Origin of the sequence: Paraburkholderia sp. BL17N1, assembly GCF_003634175.1 — a bacterium.
Classification (GTDB): domain Bacteria; phylum Pseudomonadota; class Gammaproteobacteria; order Burkholderiales; family Burkholderiaceae; genus Paraburkholderia.
This window is the reverse complement of the sequence record NZ_RBIW01000001.1, coordinates 3246095-3263494: the sequence shown is the minus strand read 5'-3', so window position 1 is coordinate 3263494 and position 17400 is coordinate 3246095. Positions and strand designations below refer to the sequence as shown.

18 protein-coding genes are annotated in these 17400 nt (G+C 62.5%); 6 read left to right on the top strand and 12 right to left on the bottom strand.

The window, feature by feature from the left end; all coding sequences use genetic code 11:
- Nucleotides 1–242 precede the first annotated feature (242 nt).
- Nucleotides 243–1175, top strand: coding sequence for a LysR substrate-binding domain-containing protein (locus B0G82_RS14785; RefSeq protein ID WP_074764203.1), 933 nt, complete (start codon nucleotides 243–245; stop codon nucleotides 1173–1175).
- 55 nt (nucleotides 1176–1230) lie between these two features.
- On the opposite strand, the gene B0G82_RS14780 is transcribed toward B0G82_RS14785, so the two are convergent.
- Entirely contained in the window at nucleotides 1231–2619 is a 1389-nt protein-coding gene (locus B0G82_RS14780; protein ID WP_116141852.1) for an 8-oxoguanine deaminase, read from the bottom strand.
- Between the two features lie 533 nt (nucleotides 2620–3152).
- Here B0G82_RS14780 and uraH point away from each other — a divergent pair.
- The 4 genes from uraH (at nucleotide 3153) to B0G82_RS14760 (ending at nucleotide 6919) form a co-directional block, all read left to right on the top strand.
- Nucleotides 3153–3506: a hydroxyisourate hydrolase gene (gene uraH, locus B0G82_RS14775; RefSeq protein WP_121307794.1), complete on the top strand. Its 354-nt coding sequence runs from the start codon at nucleotides 3153–3155 to the stop codon at nucleotides 3504–3506.
- A gap of 338 nt (nucleotides 3507–3844) precedes the next feature.
- A complete protein-coding gene (locus B0G82_RS14770) occupies nucleotides 3845–5038 on the top strand; it encodes a urate hydroxylase PuuD (RefSeq protein WP_116141855.1) in 1194 nt (397 codons plus the stop codon).
- 268 nt (nucleotides 5039–5306) lie between these two features.
- Nucleotides 5307–5573, top strand: a complete 267-nt coding sequence (locus B0G82_RS14765; protein WP_121307793.1) for a helix-turn-helix transcriptional regulator — start codon at nucleotides 5307–5309, stop codon at nucleotides 5571–5573.
- The gene (locus B0G82_RS14760; RefSeq protein ID WP_121307792.1) at nucleotides 5570–6919 is read left to right on the top strand and encodes a type II toxin-antitoxin system HipA family toxin; all 1350 of its coding nucleotides are present in this window, start codon (nucleotides 5570–5572) and stop codon (nucleotides 6917–6919) included. The genes B0G82_RS14765 and B0G82_RS14760 overlap by 4 nt, the downstream gene beginning before the upstream one ends.
- A gap of 125 nt (nucleotides 6920–7044) precedes the next feature.
- Here B0G82_RS14760 and B0G82_RS14755 read toward each other — a convergent pair whose 3' ends face one another.
- The 10 genes from B0G82_RS14755 to B0G82_RS14710 all read right to left on the bottom strand — a co-directional run bounded on the left by B0G82_RS14755 (nucleotide 7045) and on the right by B0G82_RS14710 (nucleotide 16202).
- Nucleotides 7045–7557: an ureidoglycolate lyase gene (locus tag B0G82_RS14755; protein ID WP_106285573.1), complete on the bottom strand. Its 513-nt coding sequence runs from the start codon at nucleotides 7555–7557 to the stop codon at nucleotides 7045–7047.
- The gene (gene alc, locus B0G82_RS14750; protein ID WP_121307791.1) at nucleotides 7554–8567 is read right to left on the bottom strand and encodes an allantoicase; all 1014 of its coding nucleotides are present in this window, start codon (nucleotides 8565–8567) and stop codon (nucleotides 7554–7556) included. Before alc ends, B0G82_RS14755 begins: the two co-directional genes overlap by 4 nt.
- Nucleotides 8568–8639: 72 nt before the next feature.
- Entirely contained in the window at nucleotides 8640–9161 is a 522-nt protein-coding gene (gene uraD / locus B0G82_RS14745; protein ID WP_121307790.1) for a 2-oxo-4-hydroxy-4-carboxy-5-ureidoimidazoline decarboxylase, read from the bottom strand.
- Nucleotides 9158–10108: an allantoinase PuuE gene (gene puuE, locus B0G82_RS14740; RefSeq protein ID WP_116141867.1), complete on the bottom strand. Its 951-nt coding sequence runs from the start codon at nucleotides 10106–10108 to the stop codon at nucleotides 9158–9160. Before puuE ends, uraD begins: the two co-directional genes overlap by 4 nt.
- 236 nt (nucleotides 10109–10344) lie before the next feature.
- A complete protein-coding gene (locus B0G82_RS14735) occupies nucleotides 10345–11211 on the bottom strand; it encodes an aspartate/glutamate racemase family protein (protein WP_121307789.1) in 867 nt (288 codons plus the stop codon).
- A 26-nt stretch (nucleotides 11212–11237) separates the two neighbouring features.
- A complete protein-coding gene (locus B0G82_RS14730) occupies nucleotides 11238–12719 on the bottom strand; it encodes an NCS1 family nucleobase:cation symporter-1 (protein WP_116141871.1) in 1482 nt (493 codons plus the stop codon).
- Nucleotides 12720–13052: 333 nt separating this feature from the next.
- Nucleotides 13053–13793, bottom strand: a complete 741-nt coding sequence (locus B0G82_RS14725) for a GntR family transcriptional regulator (RefSeq protein ID WP_106285568.1) — start codon at nucleotides 13791–13793, stop codon at nucleotides 13053–13055.
- Nucleotides 13794–14108: 315 nt separating this feature from the next.
- Nucleotides 14109–15035: a muramoyltetrapeptide carboxypeptidase gene (ldcA, locus tag B0G82_RS14720; protein ID WP_121307788.1), complete on the bottom strand. Its 927-nt coding sequence runs from the start codon at nucleotides 15033–15035 to the stop codon at nucleotides 14109–14111.
- Between the two features lie 28 nt (nucleotides 15036–15063).
- Entirely contained in the window at nucleotides 15064–15741 is a 678-nt protein-coding gene (gene tadA, locus B0G82_RS14715) for a tRNA adenosine(34) deaminase TadA (RefSeq protein ID WP_121308704.1), read from the bottom strand.
- 59 nt (nucleotides 15742–15800) lie between these two features.
- Nucleotides 15801–16202, bottom strand: a complete 402-nt coding sequence (locus B0G82_RS14710; RefSeq protein WP_106285565.1) for a DnaJ family domain-containing protein — start codon at nucleotides 16200–16202, stop codon at nucleotides 15801–15803.
- A 260-nt stretch (nucleotides 16203–16462) separates the two neighbouring features.
- Here B0G82_RS14710 and B0G82_RS14705 point away from each other — a divergent pair, with 260 nt between their 5' ends.
- The gene (locus B0G82_RS14705; RefSeq protein WP_121307787.1) at nucleotides 16463–16696 is read left to right on the top strand and encodes a hypothetical protein; all 234 of its coding nucleotides are present in this window, start codon (nucleotides 16463–16465) and stop codon (nucleotides 16694–16696) included.
- 44 nt (nucleotides 16697–16740) lie between these two features.
- Here B0G82_RS14705 and B0G82_RS14700 read toward each other — a convergent pair whose 3' ends face one another.
- The gene (locus B0G82_RS14700; RefSeq protein ID WP_121307786.1) at nucleotides 16741–17346 is read right to left on the bottom strand and encodes a 2'-5' RNA ligase family protein; all 606 of its coding nucleotides are present in this window, start codon (nucleotides 17344–17346) and stop codon (nucleotides 16741–16743) included.
- Between the last annotated feature and the right edge of the window lie 54 nt (nucleotides 17347–17400).

The following is a 17400-nucleotide window of genomic DNA, read 5'->3' as shown; positions in this document are numbered from 1 at the left end:
TAGTACGTCAGTGACTGCCGGTTACAGCGCGTCCGTCCACCTTGCCGGCAGGCGATCCGTCACCACAACCGGATGACAATACCTAATTCGACCCAGTCAGTCGAGCCGCCAAAATTCCCCGCAAACCCGCGTCGCAGCGAGCTCTGCGGGTATCCCACTCTTGACGCGGCTTTACGTTCATATTAAAAGTCATATACACCCACGCCCGCTCGATCAGCCAGAACATATATTTCGGAGAAGTCATGAGTCAGCAACGCGAGGCGATCGATACGTACCTGTTACGCGTCTTGCATACCCTGTTGATGGAACGCAGCGTCACGCGCGCGGCCGTCAAACTGAATCAATCGCAACCCGCCATCAGCGCGGCGCTGCGCCGTTTGCGCGACATCACCGGCGACCCGCTGCTGGTGCGCGGCAAGTCCGGCATGGTGCCCACGGAATACGGCCTGCGCCTGCTCGAACCGGTGCAGAACGCGCTGCGCGAGATCGAACGCATCAAGTTCCAGCAGCACAACTTCGATCCGGCCACGTCCATCCGTTGCTATCGGATCGGCTGTCCGGACTACCTGAACGTGCTGTTCGTGCCGACGGTGGTCGAACGCTTTCGTCAGGCCGCGCCGAACGCGACGCTCGAGTTTCACTCGCTCGGGCCGGCCTTCGACTACGAACTCGCGCTCGAAGACGGCAAGCTCGACATCGTGGTCGGAAACTGGCCGGAGCCGCCGGAACAGTTGCACCTGTCGAACCTGTTCGTCGATCAGATCGTCTGCCTGATGAGCAACACGCATCCGTTTGCCAAACGCGGCGGTCTCACGCTCGATCAGTACCTGAATGCGCCGCATCTCGCGCCTACTCCCTATTCAGTGGGCCAGCGCGGCGCGATCGACGTGCATCTCGCGCGCGAGCGGCTCAAGCGCCATGTAGTCGTGACGCTGCCGTACTTCAATCTGGCGCCGTACGTGCTGATCAAGTCCGATCTGATCTTCACGACGACGCGCCTCTTTGCCGATTACTACGCCAAGTTCCTGCCGCTCACGGTCGTGCCCGCACCGCTCGATTTCCCGCCGATGCAGTACTACCAGCTGTGGCACGAGCGCGTGCATTACTCCGATGAAGTGCGCTGGCTGCGCAGTCTGGTCGCCGAGGCGACCAAGACGTTGATCGACAAGCCTTGAGTTTTTGCTTTGCTTTGCGCGGGTTATCGGCGTCTCCGATAACCCGTTCCTTCTTTTACGCCGCAGCTTCGTAAAGCGTCTTCGCCAACCGGTTGTGCTGCTCGATGACCGGCCCGAGTTCCAGCGTCATCAACTTCCCGTCCTTCACGACCACCTTGCCGCCGATCACGCTAAAGCTCACTTGCGACGGCGCGCAGAACACGAGCGCCGCGACCGGGTCGTGCAACGCGCCCGCGAAAAGCGGCTGACGCAGATCGAATGACACAAAATCCGCCGCCATGCCTGGCGCCAGCGCACCGATATCGTCGCGATTGAGCACCTTCGCGCCGCCTAGCGTCGCAATCTCCAATGCCTCGCGTGCGGTCATCGCATCGGGTCCGAAACCGACTCGTTGCAGCAACAAAGCCTGACGCACTTCGGCAATCATCTGCGCGCCGTCGTTCGACGCCGATCCGTCGACGCCCAAGCCCACCGGCACGCCCGCCAGACGCATGCGCTTCACCGGCGCGATACCCGACGCGAGCCGCATGTTCGAACACGGGCAATGCGCGACTCCGGTGCCGGTGCGCGCGAACAGGTCGATGCCGGCGTCGTCGAGTTGCACGCAGTGCGCATGCCACACATCATGGCCGACCCAACCGAGGTCTTCCGCGTACTCCGCCGGCGTCATGCCAAACTTCTCGCGGCTGTACGCGATGTCGTTGACGTTCTCCGCCAGGTGCGTGTGCATCGACACGCCATATTGCCGCGCCATCACCGCGGATTCGCGCATCAGATCGCGGCTCACCGAGAACGGCGAGCATGGCGCGACCACCACGCGCAGCATCGCGTAACGTCCTTCGTCGTGATACGTCTCGATCAGGCGCTGGGTGTCCTTCAGAATGTCGGCTTCACGCTCGACCACTGAATCCGGCGGCAAGCCGCCGTCTTTCTGCCCGACGCTCATGCTGCCGCGCGCCGCGTGAAAGCGCATGCCGATCCGGTGCGCCGCGGCGATGCTGTCGTCGAGCCGGCTGCCGTTCGGATAGATATACAGATGGTCGCTCGACGTCGTGCAGCCGGACAGCAGCAACTCCGCCATTGCCGTCAGCGTCGAGACTTCGATCATCTCCGGCGTGAGGTTCGCCCACACCTTGTAGAGGCTCGTCAGCCAGCCGAACAGTTCGGCGTTCTGCGCGGCGGGAATCGCGCGCGTCAGGCTCTGATACATGTGGTGGTGCGTGTTGACGAGCCCCGGAATCACCAGATGCCCGCGCATATCCAGCACTTCGTCGGCCGTTTGCGGCAATTCCACCGTCGGTCCAACCGCGACGATGCGGTTGTCCTCGATAAACATGCCGCCGTCGCGCAGTTCGCGCCGGGCGCCGTCCATCGTGACCAGCACGTCCGCGTGCTTCACCAACATCGTCTTCTTAGGCTTGTTAGCCGCTTGTTCCATCGTCATTCGTTTCTCCGCTTCATTGCTTCCGTGCAAAGCCGTTCGAACGCGATGTGACGGCACGCCACCGTGCCGCCGCGTCCCGTCGAACGCCGTTGGCCCGGTTACCCAGCGTGTTTTCCGCCGTCTTCGGGGTGCGTCGCGGCTGAATCGTCTTCGTGTTTGCCGCAATGCACGGACGTAACCTTCGACGGCCAAAATAATGCTGACAACTCACGCCAATGCGATACCCAACTTCACGCTGCCGATATAGTGGGCCTTTTTTGGCGCCGGTACGATCCGCCGGTAAGGCAAATGCGCTGTAATAGTCGAAGGAATCGGGTCGTTGCGGCTTTCAACAGGCTGTCCGTCATGCGCCAGCTATTATCTTTCCTATCTCGCGCGCGCTGGACGGAACAACCTTTTTACAATGGCTGTCACGGCGCTCGCTTCAATTCGCCGACGGGTATGTAGCCACTGACGTGGAGCCTCGATCCGCCGCAAACGTATCTGGATCGGGCTGCCGCCGAAACCTCGCATTCACATAAGGAAAATTGCGAATGGGAAAGCTCACTACCCATGTGCTCGACACCGCCAACGGCCGTCCAGGCGCGGGCATCACGGTCGAACTCTTCGCGCTCTCGGGCGACACGCGCCGCGCGCTCAAAACCACCACCACCAATGACGACGGCCGTTGCGACCAGCCGCTGCTCGAAGGCGATGCGCTAGTCGCCGGCGAATACGAACTCGTGTTCGGCGCAGGCGACTACTTCGCGTCGATCGGCACGAAGGTGCCGGAACCACGCTTCGTCGATCACGTCGTGTTGCGCTTCGGCGTGGCCGATGCCGGCGCGCACTATCACGTGCCGCTGCTCGTGTCGCCGTGGTCGTATAGCACCTATCGCGGCAGCTAAGGAGACATCTGCCGCGAAGTGTTGGAAAGAGGTTGGACGAAGCGAGGTCGAGTTCGCGCAGCAGAACCACCGCGCTCGATTGCATTGCGCAGATGCTCAGGGACACACCGGCGAGCACCCGCGAAACGCAATCGAACGCACGCGACTCGACCCACTTCGAACCGACCGCGGCCAGCCCGACTAGCCAATAAAAAATGGCGCTGTGCGAACTGAGCGCATCGCGTCTTCACCCCGCAGTCTGCGCAGCGACGTGCTGCCCTGCCAACGACCCGTCAGCCGGGTTTCAAAAGGCACATGACGTCGCTGCGAGTACAACGAATCAGAAGTGGAGGAGTTTCATGGAAGGCTTTATCACAGACTGGTTGAATCTGGCGATTCGCTGGTTTCACGTCATCGCCGCGATTGCATGGATCGGCGAATCATTTTATTTCGTCGCGCTCGACAACAGCCTGAAACCGCCGACGGACCCGAACCAGCGCAGGCGCGGCGTGTTCGGCGAACTGTGGCACGTGCACGGCGGCGGCTTCTACAACATGCAGAAGTACACTGTCGCGCCGCCGGAAATGCCGGACGATCTGCACTGGTCGAAGTGGCCGTCGTACACCACGTGGCTGTCGGGCTTCGGTCTCTTCACCGTGCTGTATCTGTTCTCGCCGAGCACTTACCTGATCGACAAGAACGTGCTGGATATGGGCCCGGTGGTCGCCGTCGCCTCGGCGCTCGGCTTCCTCGCCGCCGGCTGGATCGTGTACGACTCGCTGTGCCGCATTCTCGGCAACAAGGACAAGGTGCTCGGCATCTGCGTCGGCGTGTACGTGCTGATCGCGGCGTGGCTCGCGTGTCATATCTTTGCGGGCCGCGCGGCTTACCTGATCATGGGCGCGATGCTGGCCACGATCATGTCGGCCAACGTGTTCTTCGTGATCATTCCGGGCCAGCGCAAGATGGTCGACGCCATGCTCAAAGGCGAGACACCGAACCCGATTTATGGCAAGCGCGGCAAGCAACGCTCGGTGCACAACACGTATTTCACGCTGCCGGTGGTGTTCGCGATGCTGTCGAACCACTACGCGATGACCTACACGCATCCGTACAACTGGGCCGTGCTGCTTGTCATCATGCTGGCCGGCGCGCTGATCCGTCAGTTCTTCGTGATGCGTCACCGTGGCCAGGTGTTGTGGTATTTGCCGCTGGCGGGCATTGCCCTGATGTTCGGCGCCCTCTTCTGGACCATGCCGAAGCCGATGGTGCCGCAAGCGCAAGCGGCCAACGCGCCGACGATCAAAGTGGCTGACATCGCACCGGTGCTGCAACAGCGCTGCGTGGCCTGCCACTCCGCGCATCCCACGATGATGGGCAGCGCCCCCGCCGGCGTGCTGCTGGATACGCCGGATGAAATCTCGCAGAACGCGCAGCGGATCTACCAGCAGGCCGTGACGCTGAAGGCCATGCCGCTCGGCAACGTGACGCACATGACCGACGACGAGCGGATGAAGATCGCCGCCTGGTTCCAGGGTGGCGCAGTGAAGTGATGTCGAGCCGGGCATCCTGCCCGGCGTGGCGATGGATGAAGCAATATGAAGCGGGCTTTTCGCGCTAGCGGGAAGCCCGCTTTTCTTTGGCCGCACTGGTGTCGGCGTCTCCAAGGCGGGGCGTGGCCGACTTGTAGCCTATGAGCTACAATTTCTCACGAATTCCGTTGAAATGTAGCCCATGAGGCACAAATTCCAGAGACCTCGTTGTGCTCGATGGGCTACAATAAGGCATGAATTCGTCGAAATTGACGCCCCGGGGCTACAAATGACCAATCTCGCCGATGTATCTGACATGCTGAAGGCCGTTCGCCACGAAAGCCATCTGTCGCAAGAGGAGTTGGCGCGCCGGGCGGGCGTCGCGCGCACCACCGTCGCGCGTATGGAAACGCTCGCCAAAAACGACATGAGCGTGTCCGTGCTCGTGCGCCTGCTCGAAGCGGCAGGCTACGACCTCAAGTTCGTCTCGCATGGCCATGGGCGCACGCTCGAAGACATCCTCGCTGAACAACGCAATCCGGACGCCAACCAATGAGGCTCGACGTCCAGGTACTGGGCAAAAACGTCGCCACGCTATTTCGCGAGCGCGACCACTACGTCCTCAAATACAACCGCGACGCGAGCGCGGCGGATTTCGTCAGCCTGACCATGCCGGTGCGTGAAGAACCCTGGCGCTGGCCGCGCGATCTGCATCCGTTTTTCCGGCAAAACCTGCCGGAGGGTTATCTGCTGAATCTGATTCGCGAGCAGTTCGGACCGTTGCTCGACGGCACCGACCTGTCGCTGCTCGCGGTGGTCGGCGCGATGGGGATCGGCCGTGTCACCGTGACGCCGGAAGGCGTCGCACCTGGAACGGAACTGCGAGCGCTCGACGTGCAGGACATTTTGCACGGCGACAACACGGCCGAACATTTCGCGCAACTCGTGCGCGAATATGCGCGGGCGGCCATCTCGGGCGCCGTGCCCAAGTTCATCGCGCCACAGGACGATGTCTCGCAGCCATTCGCGTCGATGCCGCTCGGCAAACCCACCATCCGGACGAGCCGCCACATCATCAAAGGCTCGGACGACAGCACGCCGTTTCTCGGCTTCAACGAGTTCTATTCCATGCGCGTACTCGAGCGGCTCAGCGTCGCGCCGGTCGCGCGCACGAAGATGTCGGACGATGGCCGGGCGCTGATCGTCGAGCGCTTCGACGTCGACGCACAGGGAAAGCCGGCCTATGGCGTCGAGGACCTGTGCGGTCTTCTTGGTTTGCCGCCGCACGAAAAATACAATTCGACCAGCGAGAAAATGCTCAACGCCGCGCGAGCCTATCTGCTCGATCGCGACACCATGCGCGAGCAGCTGGAACATCTCGGCTGGCATATGTTGACGAACTACGTCGTACGCAACGCGGATTGCCATACGAAGAACGTGGCGTTGTTCTATACATCGGTCGACGATGTCGCGTTCACGCCCGTCTACGACATCGTCACGACGCAGGCGTACCCGCGTTTCGCGGCGAATCCTCCGGGCTTGCCGATCGACGGCCGCAAAACCTGGGCAGCCGGCAAAACGCTGGAGCGCTTCTTCAACACGCGCATGGGCATCGCGCCGCGGCAATACGCGCAGATGGTCGAGGCGTTGTGCGATTCGGCCGTCGCCGTCGGTCAGGAGTTGATCGAAGCGGCGCGCAACGAACCGCAATGGCACACCGTCGCGAAGCACATGCTTCACGCCTGGGACGACGGCATGGCGTCCTTGCGCTCACCGAAGAAGAGCCTGCAATTCAAAGGACTCAAACCGGCGATCGAAGCCGCAGGTTTTTCCATGCCGGAGCCGGCGGAACGCGCTCGCGAGGTGATTGGACGCTCGCCGCTTCTTGGCAAGCGTGGCTAGACGCGCAACGACGGCGTCGCGCTGCTCCTTTTATGTTTCGCCACCAAAGCAAAGAACCCACAGCATCGGTGTGATGCTGTGGGTTCTTTTAAGTCGACCTGCGTGCTACATGAAAGCGATCAAACTCAAACAGCCACCGCGCTCAACGCATCTTCCGTGAGCCACAGCGACTCCGCGAGATCCTGCTCATTGAGGTTGAGTCCGTCCCCGCCACGATCGACAACGATGAAGTCGCTCACGTCGCCCAACGCGATCAGCGGATGGTGCCACACGCCCTTCGCATAGTTCACGCCCTGCCAGCCGCTCGTCACGAACGCGCGAATCTTCGACGCGTCCAACTCGCCCGCCGGCGCCACGACCACCAGATACGGCTTGTCGTTCAGCGGCACGAATGCCTGGCTGCCAAGCGGATGCCGTTCGAGCATCTTCACTTCGAACGGCAGCGTGCGCGGCTGTCCGCGAAACAGGTTGACGAGCGTGCGGCCGTTCTCGTCGGCGACGTCCACTTTCGCGAGATCGTGAAAGCGGATCGTCGTGCCGAGGTTGATCGGAATCTGCTTCGCGCCTTCGAGTTCGATCACGTCGCCGAACGCGGCGAACGCTTCCTTCGTCAACGGTTCGATCGCGAGCGTTTTCATGATGCGAGTGTGCCCCACAAACGCAGACGCGACACGCCGCCGTCCGGAATGATGTTAAAGCGCACGTGCGTCACCGGACCCAGTGCCGCGATTTCGCTTTCGAAATAGTGCTGGTTGTCCATCTTCAGCTTTTGTTCGCCGAGCAGCACCGGCCAGAACATGGCCTGCGTGATCAGCGAGCTGTCGGTGCCGCCCGTGACATACGCGGCCTGAATCGAGCAGCAGTCCGGAAAGTTGCCCTTGAAATGCGCCGTATCGACTTCGATCTTTTTGATCACGCCCGGCTGCGCCAGTGCGACGATCGCCCAGTCGTTGCCCGGTTCGCGACGGCGGCGCGTTTCCCAGCCGTCGCCCATGTTCACGCCACGGCCCGGCATCAAAATCGTCGACGCTGCGCCGAAATGCTGGTTGTTCGCCGCCACAAGATATGCGCCGTTTTCCATCGCCGCCAGATCGAACTGCTCAGTGCGGCTCGCGCCGGCCCAATCGACTTGCGGCTGACCATACACACGCAGACGCGCGATGCCGCCGTCCGGATAGATGTTCACGCGCAGATGCGTGTACGCATTCGCGTCGCTGACTTCGTGGTAGTGGTGACTATTGCCTTGCAAGGTGGTCGACGGCACGATTTCGGTCCATTGCGTCGACTGGTTAGGCGCGCCATCCACCACGCGCGCGGCTTCTACCGACGCCGCCGGCGGGAAGTTGCCCGTGAAGTGGCTGGTGTCGAGATCGAGGCCCTTGATCACGCCCGGCCGCGCCAGCTTCACGACGCACCAGTCATAGCCGTTGGCGCGCTTGCGGCGCGTTTCCCAGCCGTCCATCCACTTGCCGTTGTCGTCGTACTTGCCCGGAATGAAGACGGCCGGCTCCGGATTCAGCATGCGTTCCTTCGGTGCGAAGAAATCGTCGCTGGCCTCGAGCGCCTGCGCGCCCAGGCGCGGGTCCGCCAGATTCACATAGCGGCGGGTGAATTCCGGTGCGTTGGGGTCGAGAATCGGGAGTGCCATCTTTGTCTTCCTTAGTGTTGGTCAGTGCTCTAAAAACGTTTCGGTTCGAGTCCAGCGACGCGCGGCAAAACCTTACGCGTCGATCAGGTCGTCGAGCCGGAAACGTGCGATGCGATAGATCTGATCGAGGCTCGCGCGTAGTTCGTCGGCGCGGCTGTTGTTCACGCGCGCCTCGAAGTTCGAGATGATGCCGTGACGGTCATACCCGCGCACGGCAAGGATGAACGGAAAACCGAATTTCTCGCGATACGCGGCGTTCAGCGCGAGCAGTCTGTCGAATTCTTCCTGCGTGCATTGCGCGAGGCCGGCGCCGCTTTGCTCACGCGTGGATTCGGCGGTCAGTTCACCGCGCACCGCGGCCTTGCCGGCGAGCTCCGGGTGGGCGTTGATCAACGCCAGTTGCTTCTCTTCGCCCGCCGTCTCGACGATATTCGACATCTTGCGATGCACCTCGTCGATGCTGGCGAAAGGCCGTTGCTGCGCGGCGATTTCCGCGACCCACGGCGAGTGCTCGAAAATGCCCGACAGCGCTGCCACGAACGCGTCGGTCGAGATGCTGTTGAGTTGGTCCAGAGTGTATTGCATCGCCTTCATGCCGCAGCCCCGCGGTCGTTTTGTTGATAAGGATGATGTTCGCGCCAGTGGCGCGCGATATCGACACGCCGCGTGACCCACACGCGATCGTGCTGTTCGATATGGTCGAGAAAACGTTGCAGCGCGCGGAAACGCCCGGGGCGTCCGAGCAGACGGCAGTGCATGCCGATGGACAGCATCTTCGGCGCTTCGTCGCCTTCTTCGTAGAGCACGTCGAAGGCGTCGCGCAGGTAGGTGAAGAAGTGGTCCGCGGTGTTGAAGCCTTGCGGACTTGCGAAGCGCATGTCGTTGGTGTCGAGCGTGTACGGCACGATCAGTTGCGGCACTTTCGCGCCGCCGGTCACATCGACGTCCATCCAGAACGGCAGATCGTCGCCGTAGTAATCCGAGTCGTACAGGAAACCGCCGTATTCAGCGACGAGGCGTCGCGTATTGGGACTATCGCGCCCGGTGTACCAGCCGAGCGGACGCTCGCCCGTCACGCGCTCGATCGCTTCCATGCCGAGGCGCATGTGTTCCGCTTCTTTCTCCGGCGCCATGTCCTGATAGTGGATCCAGCGATACCCGTGGCAGGCAATCTCATGCCCGAGTTCGACAAAAGCCCGCGCCAATTCCGGATGCCGTTCGACCGCCATGCCGACGCCGAACACCGTGAGCGGCAGCTTGCGCTTTTCGAATTCACGCAGGATGCGCCAGACGCCCGCGCGCGAACCGTATTCGTAGATCGACTCCATGCTCATATGACGTGCCGGAAAAGAGGCGGCGCCGACGATTTCCGACAGAAACTGTTCCGAGCCCGGATCGCCGTGCAGCACGCAGTTTTCACCGCCCTCTTCGTAATTCAGGACGAATTGCACTGCGACACGCGCTCGACCCGGCCAGTTTGCCTGCACCGGGTGGCGGCCGTAGCCGATCAGATCGCGTGGGTAGTTCGGGTCGAGTGGCATGGTTTGACGAATGCGTGGTGACGGTACGTAAAATTCGCGTGGAACTCACGTGGCATGCACATGAGGTTGCGCGGACTCGCGCGCTGAGTGCAAACGACTCACGCCGGCGCGGTGGAAAAACATCAGAAGCAGTACCGAAAGCAGCAGAAAAAAGCCTTTCAGGCAGCCCGCGCCGAGTTGGACCAGTGTAGCGAAAACACCCGGGTGCGCCCATACACCCGGGCAGATAGTGCGTGTCAGACTGAATGTATGTGCGGGCCCGATTCTGTAGTGTTTACCCGCGATAAATCGGCCATTCCTCCGTTTTCCGGCGATTTTGCGCCGGAAATGACGGTAGAGCCGCGCGGGGCACGCGGATTCGGATCGGCGTCGGTGGGGCTGAAGGACGCCAGCGCGCCGTCGTAGCGCTTGGCCAGCGGCCGCGCGTAATCGCCACGTTTGGCCGTGGATAGACGCAGCGCGACCAGCGCCTCGGTCCACTTCACCGCTGCCGTCACGCCCTCGATCACCGGTGCGCCGAGCGCGTCTTCGATTTCCGCGCACAGTTCGGCCATACCCGCGCAGCCGAGCACGATCGCGTCCGAACCGTCTTCCGCGAGCGCACGCCGGCATTCGTCGAGGATGATGCGGCGCGCCGCCGAGCCTGGCTTGTCGAGGTCGAGCACGGCGACGTCGGTAGCGCGCACGTTGCGGCAAAACCGCTTCATGCCGTAACGCTCGGCAAGGTGCCACGCCATGCCGCACGTGCGCGCCAGTGTGGTCACCACCGAGAAGCCCGGCGCCAGCACGCTGGCCGCGTGCATCGCCGCCTCGGCAATGCCGATCACCGGGCCGCGCGCCAGTTCGCGCGCGGCGTACAGACCGGGGTCGCCAAAGCAGGCGATCACGTAGCCGTCGCAGCCTTCACGTTCGCCGGCGGCGACTTCGGCCAGCAAGCCCGGCGTGGCGAGCGCTTCGTCGTAATACCCTTCGATCGACGGCGGCCCCATGGTCGGATTCACCGCGATGACTTCGGTGCCCGGCGCGGCGACGTCGCGCGCGCAGCGGCCCATGGCTTCCGTCATGCGTTGGGTCGTGTTCGGGTTGATCAGTTTGATACGCATATCGACTCCTGGTGCTTCCGCAAAATTCAGCGTGCAAGAACACGATAGAACAACGCAGCGAGGCCTGCGCCGATAAACCACGAGAAATTCGCCATGCCGTCGAGCGCGGGCACCATCACGCAGGCCACCGCGATCACGGCAGCCGGCAGCAACGCGGCGACCGCCCGGTAGTTGACGCCGTTGCGATACCAGTACGAACCTGTCGGCGAGACCGTGTACAGATCGTCGAGAACGATCTTCTGACGCTTCACCAGAAAGTAATCGACGATCAGGACACCGTACAACGGTCCGATGAAACTGCCTAGCACGTCGAGCGTGTAATGGATCACAGCCGGGTTGTTGAACAGATTCCACGGCGTAATGAAAATCGACGCCACCGCCGCGAGCATGCCGCCCATGCGCCAGCTAATGAGGCGCGGCGCGACGTTGGAGAAGTCGAAAGCCGGCGAGACGAAGTTGGCGACGATGTTGATGCCGATGGTCGCGATCGTGAAGGTCAGCGCGCCGAGAATCACCGCGGTCGGATAGTCGATACGGCCTACGGTTTCGACCGGGTCCGTGATCAGTTCGCCGAACACCGGGAGCGTGGCCGCGGTCGTGATGACCGTCACCAGCGAGAAGGCCAGGAAGTTGACCGGCAGGCCCCAGAAGTTGCCGCGTTGCACGCTGCGGAAACTCTTGCCATAGCGCGAGAAGTCGCCGAAATTCAGCATTGGGCCGGAGAAATACGACACCACCAGCGAGATGGCCGTGATCATCACCGGCACGACCTGCATGCCGTGATATTTGACGCCGCCCAGGTTGATGCCGATGTTGCGCCACCCCGCGCGATACACCATGTAGCCCGCGAGGATGAACATCACCACGTAGACCGCGGGACCGGCGAAGTCGATGAACTTCTTGATGGTCTCCATGCCGTGCCAGAACACCAGCGCCTGCAACACCCAGAGCACCATGAAGCCGGTCCAGCCAAGCATCGAAAGCCCCAGGAAGCCGTGATGATGAACATCCGCATAAGGCAGCAATTGCGGAACAAATTTCAACACGACGATCACGAGCGCGCTCGACGCCAGATAGGTCTGGATGCCGTACCACGCGACCGCGATCAGGCCGCGAATCACTGCGGGAATATTCGCGCCGAGCACGCCGAAGGTGGCGCGGCACGCCACCGGATACGGCACGCCGTTCGCCTGGCTCGGCTTGGCGATCAGGTTGCACAACAGGTTGACGATCGTAATGCCGACCAGCAGCGCGATCAGCACCTGCCAACTCGTCAGGCCGAGCGCGAACAGACTGCCCGCGAACACGTAGCCGCCGACGCTGTGCACGTCCGACATCCAGAACGCGAAGATGTTGTAGGCGCCCCAGGTTTGATGCCGTAACGGCGCGAGATCCTCATTGTAGAGGCGGTCGCTGTAGCCTGCGGGCATCGACGGTTCGCTGGATGCGCCGTCGCCTGCATAAGTGGGAATTGCGGGATTGCCGGGCGCTGCACTGAACTGAGCCATGATTCCTCCTTGGAATAGGGACCGTCGATAGCGAATCGAAGGACGTTGCATCGGCCATGCCAGTCGCGCCCTCCTCGTCCGTCCGAATCGAGGGTCCTGGCGCGTCTGTCCGGCCGTGCCGCGGATGTCTCCGTACTTGAAGTACTTGTGGTTATCGCACCGCCAGCAGCCGCGAAGTCCGGCGATGCGTTATTACCCGAGGTCCGTCGCCCGACGGCGGACACGCGTGCACAAGCCGGCAGCGCTCACGCCGAGCCGCCTTGCAACGCTTGATTCGTTCAGTTCAATTCAGTGCGGCGCGCACCGGGAACGGGCGCACGCCGGCCGCCTGCCTCAGCCTGGCGCGGACTTGGTCTTCGATGAATCTCTGGCTGCGCCGTTGAGGGCGCCGAACACTTCATGCAGATCGGCCGCGCCACGTGCGGGACGGTCCAGCATCTTCAACTCGACGCTTTGCAGATGGCGCGACATCAGGGCCGCCGCCTCTTTTGCATCGCCGGCGTCGAGTGCGGCGAGAATGGCTTCGTGGTCCTCGAACGAGCATGGGCTGCGTCCGAGCGACTCGTACAGCGCGGAAATCAGTGTGGAGCGCGCCACCAGACCGTTCAGGCAGTCGCACAGCACAGCGTTGCCGGTGAGTCCGGCCAACTCGGTGTGAAACTCGCCCGACAGGCGAATCCACGCCGGAAAATCACGTGTTTCGAATGCTTTGCGTTCCCGGCCGATCATGCTGCCGATGCTCTTCAAACGGCGCATGCCGTGGCCGCTGCAGATCTTTTCGACCACCGCCAGCTCGATGATGCGGCGCATCTCGAACACTTCGTGCACTTCCTGCAGCGACGGACTTGCCACGAACGCCCCGCGATTCGGTTCGAGATCGACGAGGTGGTCGGTTGCCAACTGCGCCAGCGCCTGCCGGATCGGACCGCGCTTCACACCGAATACTTCGCACAACTGTGCTTCTGTCAACTTGGCGCCAGGCGCGAGCCGATGCTCGAGGATCGCGGCGCGGATGCGCTCGGTGATCGCTTCGGGTTTCAAACTATTCGCAGCAGCGGAGTCTGTGTCGGACATGATGTTCGTCTCGGTATGTTGGTCATCATAGGATGGACATAAAAATTGTCAACAATTTTTGTCTTGAATTTCGACAATCCTGGCGGCGAGGTTGAGCTGACGGACTGCCGGCCCGGCATGCGTATCCGGTGGGATCTCAGTACAGGTTTAATTTGGCTTGGCTGGGATCGTTCTTTGGTGGCTAATTTTGTCAACAAAATCGGCGGACCTTCCGGGAGCTGTTCTGCTGGTGGCAGGCCGTAGAAATCGACCGTTAGTTGCGTTAATCGAGTCAAAAAGAAAGCGGACAATCGCCCGCTTCCCCTTCCAGCTAACTCATGCGAGGTACGGATAGCCCGACAAACTCAGTTTGAACCCGTGCGCATTCGCGACGAGATGCGCGTCCGCGCCCACGGGCAGCGTCACCATGTTGCGGACATGCCCGAATTGCAGGCCGGTGACGACCGGAATGCCGATCACCGACCTCACCTGCTCGATCATTGCGTGCAGATCGTAGCCGTTGTCGTATTCGTAGGGCTTGGCGCCGGAGAAATCGCCCAGCACGAGCGCCTGTTGCTGCGCAAGAATGCCGGACAGGTGCAACTGGTAGATCATCCGCTCGACCCGGAACGGCTGCTCGTTGACGTCCTCGATAAAGAGGATGCCGCCCTGCACCGGCGGCATGTACGGCGTGCCGATCAGCGACGTCAGAACCGCCAGATTGCCGCCCCACAACATGCCAGAGACGTCGACCGGCTGCGCTTGCGGCGTGTTGTTCGAGATCGTCATGGTCGGCTTCGTCACCGCCGACCAGAAGCGCTGCATGGTGAACTCGCTCAGTTCCTCCGCGCCGAAGTCGCTCATCACCATCGGGCCGCCGAAGCTCTTCACGCCGGCGCGCGCCAGCAGCGCAAGCTGGATCGCGGTGAAATCACTGTGTCCGACCAGTGCGATCGGTTGATCGGTGAGCCGCCGTTGCAAGCCTTCGTAGTCGAGGCCGTGCAGGATGCGCACCGCGCCGTAGCCGCCGCGCACGGCCAGCACGATGTCCGGCAACTTACGCGACGGATCGGCGAGGCGGTTCAACTCGGCCGCGCGCTCGCCATCGGTGCCGGCAAAGCGCTGGAAGCGACGCTTCGTCGCTTCCACGCCCTCGACGTGATGCCCCTGCGCATGGAAGCGCGCCAACGCGCGATGCAGCACCTCGGGGTCGTGCGGATATCCGGACGGCGCGATCAGTTCAATGGTGCGATGGACGGTCATTGGCAGGACCTTGCTGGACATTGTTGTTTTAGAGCGACTGGGCGGGCCCCGGTGCGATGCCCGGTGCGCTGGCTGCCGCAGCTGCGTCGCCCCGTGCCGCCGCACGCGCTTCGCGGCTCGCGCGCCGCCGCTCGGCAAAGAACGACTTGAGGGCGGCCCCGCATTCATTTTCGAGCACGCCGCCGATCACCGTGGTGTGATGATTCAACTGAGGATTCGCGAACGCATTGACGACGCTGCCGCACGCCCCCGTTTTCGGATCGCGCGCCCCGAATACGACTCGCGCGATGCGCGCATGCATGATCGCGCCCGCGCACATCAGGCACGGCTCCAGCGTGACGTAGAGTTCGCAGCCCGGCAAACGATAGTTCTCGATGGCTTGCGCCGCGGCGCGCAAAGCGGCCATTTCCGCATGCGCCGACGGGTCGTGGCCACCAATCGGATGATTGAAACCTGTGCCAATGACTTCATCGCCTCGCACGAGGACTGCGCCGACGGGCACTTCACCGGCGGCGCGCGCTTTTTCAGCGGCGGCTTGCGCCAGCGCCATGAAACGGCGATCGCGCTCCGTGACTTCGGGGACGGTGGAACAGGTGGGCGGTTCGCCAAGGGCGGCCTCTGAACCCGCCGAGACGGCGGCGCCCGACTCGGTCGCTGCCGATTCAGCGACATCGCTCACCGAGCGTTCGGAACCCGGCACATTCAGCGCTCCGTGAGATTCGACAGAGTCTGAATCCGGCGCGGTGGACTGGGCAAGCGGCTCGCTCACTGCGAACCCGCGTCTGCCGTATCGAGGTTGCCCGCGCGCTCGGATAGCCGCTCGGCGATACGCCGGCAGTATTCGCGCGGCAGAACCAGCGGGCCGCCACGCAACGATTCAAGTGCCATATCGAGCGCGAGCATGCGCGCCTGGAGACGGCAACGGGTAGCCCGGTCGCTCACGGCATTCAACTCCGCTTGCAGGTCGCGCAACGCGCGCAACTGCTCAATAGCGGGCGGCACAAAGCCTGCATTCTTCAAAATCCGGTTGGCGACGCGCACTTCTTCGGGGACCAAAGTATCGTCGTCCAGCGACAGCGGCGCGCCGGCGCCCGGTAACTCGTCGAATTCGCCTCGCGCGGCGGCGGCGGCAATACGCTGTTCGACTAACGCATCAAGCAATTTCATCTGCAATCCACTACGTTGCGGCCCAAGCATTCTATCAGGGCGCGCACGATCGTTCCGCTTCTCGAACCGACGAAACCTCCTACGTTTTCAGATTCCGCGTATTTGAGGGCACACGGTCGTGCGCTAGCCTCGGCGATTCGTTACCACGGCACTTGCCGCCCCATTTTCCACGGCCAAATCTGACAAAACACTTTCAACAGACGGCGCCCTGCACGCCTTCCCTTACCGCTCCCACAGTCATCCACGCCATGAAACCCCGAATGATCACTTCAAGCCGCAGTCACACCTCCATCGCTCTCCATGCCCGCATCAGTCCGCAGCCGGCCGCGGATCTCATCAATCCAGGCAAGCGCACTCGAAAACCGTGGCTGCGCGCGACGCTGGCCGGCGTCACCATGGTGTTCGCGCTCTCCGGTTGCGGCGTGTTCTGCCGTGGCGCGGGCGGAAGCGGTGCCGGTTTCGCCGGCGGTTGCGCGACCGGCATGCGGTTCTAGCTCGGCGTCCTACAATACGCCACCGTCACCCAGGGCAACGCGCGCTAGGATTCGGCGCCAGTCAAAGTCCAGCGCGCCAATGCGACATGCCGCGTACGCCCGAGCAAACTGTGCATCAACGCAAACTCGCGCACGTTCCAGCAGACCGGCTCGACGGGGCGTGCCGCGGCCCATGGCATCCCATACGCCAGCGTGACGTGCGGTGTGTACTGCGCCGCGGACGAGACCGCGTGCTCACCCAACCCGGCGCTCTGCAACGCACGACCCAAGGCGTCGTGCAGTACGTGCAAGCCGGCGACGCCTTCGCCTCCGCCCAACACCAGCGGGCCGGGCCTTGGCTTCAAGGCAAAGCTGACCGCCGTGTCGAATTCGACGCTAAACGGCTCCATTCTGATCGACGCAGCCGCCTGGATCGCCGCATCGACTCGCTTCTGGGGCAAACCACCGGCGAAATTTCCCAGGTGATGCAAAGTGACATGCAGACGACCCGCCGCAAGCGGCTTGCTCCGCGCGCGCGACTCCCCGCAAAGCTGTTGCGCGAGCTTCGAGATGCTGGTCGCTGTAGCGGTATCGGGAAAAACGGCGAAGAACAGGCCGTCTGTCGGCGTTGGCGGCGCCTCGAGCCCAGGCAGCCAAAGTTGTTCAGGCATGGCGTTCCTGACCGGATAAAGCCGGCATGTGGATGAATCTCCGTTCATTGTGCG

Bases quoted from the DNA above. Each gene is read 5' to 3' on its own strand.
- B0G82_RS14785 (WP_074764203.1), top strand. From the start codon at position 243: ATGAGTCAGCAACGCGAGGCGATCGATACGTACCTGTTACGCGTCTTG.
- B0G82_RS14780 (WP_116141852.1), bottom strand. From the start codon at position 2,619: ATGACGATGGAACAAGCGGCTAACAAGCCTAAGAAGACGATGTTGGTG.
- uraH (WP_121307794.1), top strand. From the start codon at position 3,153: ATGGGAAAGCTCACTACCCATGTGCTCGACACCGCCAACGGCCGTCCA.
- B0G82_RS14770 (WP_116141855.1), top strand. From the start codon at position 3,845: ATGGAAGGCTTTATCACAGACTGGTTGAATCTGGCGATTCGCTGGTTT.
- B0G82_RS14765 (WP_121307793.1), top strand. From the start codon at position 5,307: ATGACCAATCTCGCCGATGTATCTGACATGCTGAAGGCCGTTCGCCAC.
- B0G82_RS14760 (WP_121307792.1), top strand. From the start codon at position 5,570: ATGAGGCTCGACGTCCAGGTACTGGGCAAAAACGTCGCCACGCTATTT.
- B0G82_RS14755 (WP_106285573.1), bottom strand. From the start codon at position 7,557: ATGAAAACGCTCGCGATCGAACCGTTGACGAAGGAAGCGTTCGCCGCG.
- alc (WP_121307791.1), bottom strand. From the start codon at position 8,567: ATGGCACTCCCGATTCTCGACCCCAACGCACCGGAATTCACCCGCCGC.
- uraD (WP_121307790.1), bottom strand. From the start codon at position 9,161: ATGAAGGCGATGCAATACACTCTGGACCAACTCAACAGCATCTCGACC.
- puuE (WP_116141867.1), bottom strand. From the start codon at position 10,108: ATGCCACTCGACCCGAACTACCCACGCGATCTGATCGGCTACGGCCGC.
- B0G82_RS14735 (WP_121307789.1), bottom strand. From the start codon at position 11,211: ATGCGTATCAAACTGATCAACCCGAACACGACCCAACGCATGACGGAA.
- B0G82_RS14730 (WP_116141871.1), bottom strand. From the start codon at position 12,719: ATGGCTCAGTTCAGTGCAGCGCCCGGCAATCCCGCAATTCCCACTTAT.
- B0G82_RS14725 (WP_106285568.1), bottom strand. From the start codon at position 13,793: ATGTCCGACACAGACTCCGCTGCTGCGAATAGTTTGAAACCCGAAGCG.
- ldcA (WP_121307788.1), bottom strand. From the start codon at position 15,035: ATGACCGTCCATCGCACCATTGAACTGATCGCGCCGTCCGGATATCCG.
- B0G82_RS14710 (WP_106285565.1), bottom strand. From the start codon at position 16,202: ATGAAATTGCTTGATGCGTTAGTCGAACAGCGTATTGCCGCCGCCGCC.
- B0G82_RS14705 (WP_121307787.1), top strand. From the start codon at position 16,463: ATGATCACTTCAAGCCGCAGTCACACCTCCATCGCTCTCCATGCCCGC.
- B0G82_RS14700 (WP_121307786.1), bottom strand. From the start codon at position 17,346: ATGCCTGAACAACTTTGGCTGCCTGGGCTCGAGGCGCCGCCAACGCCG.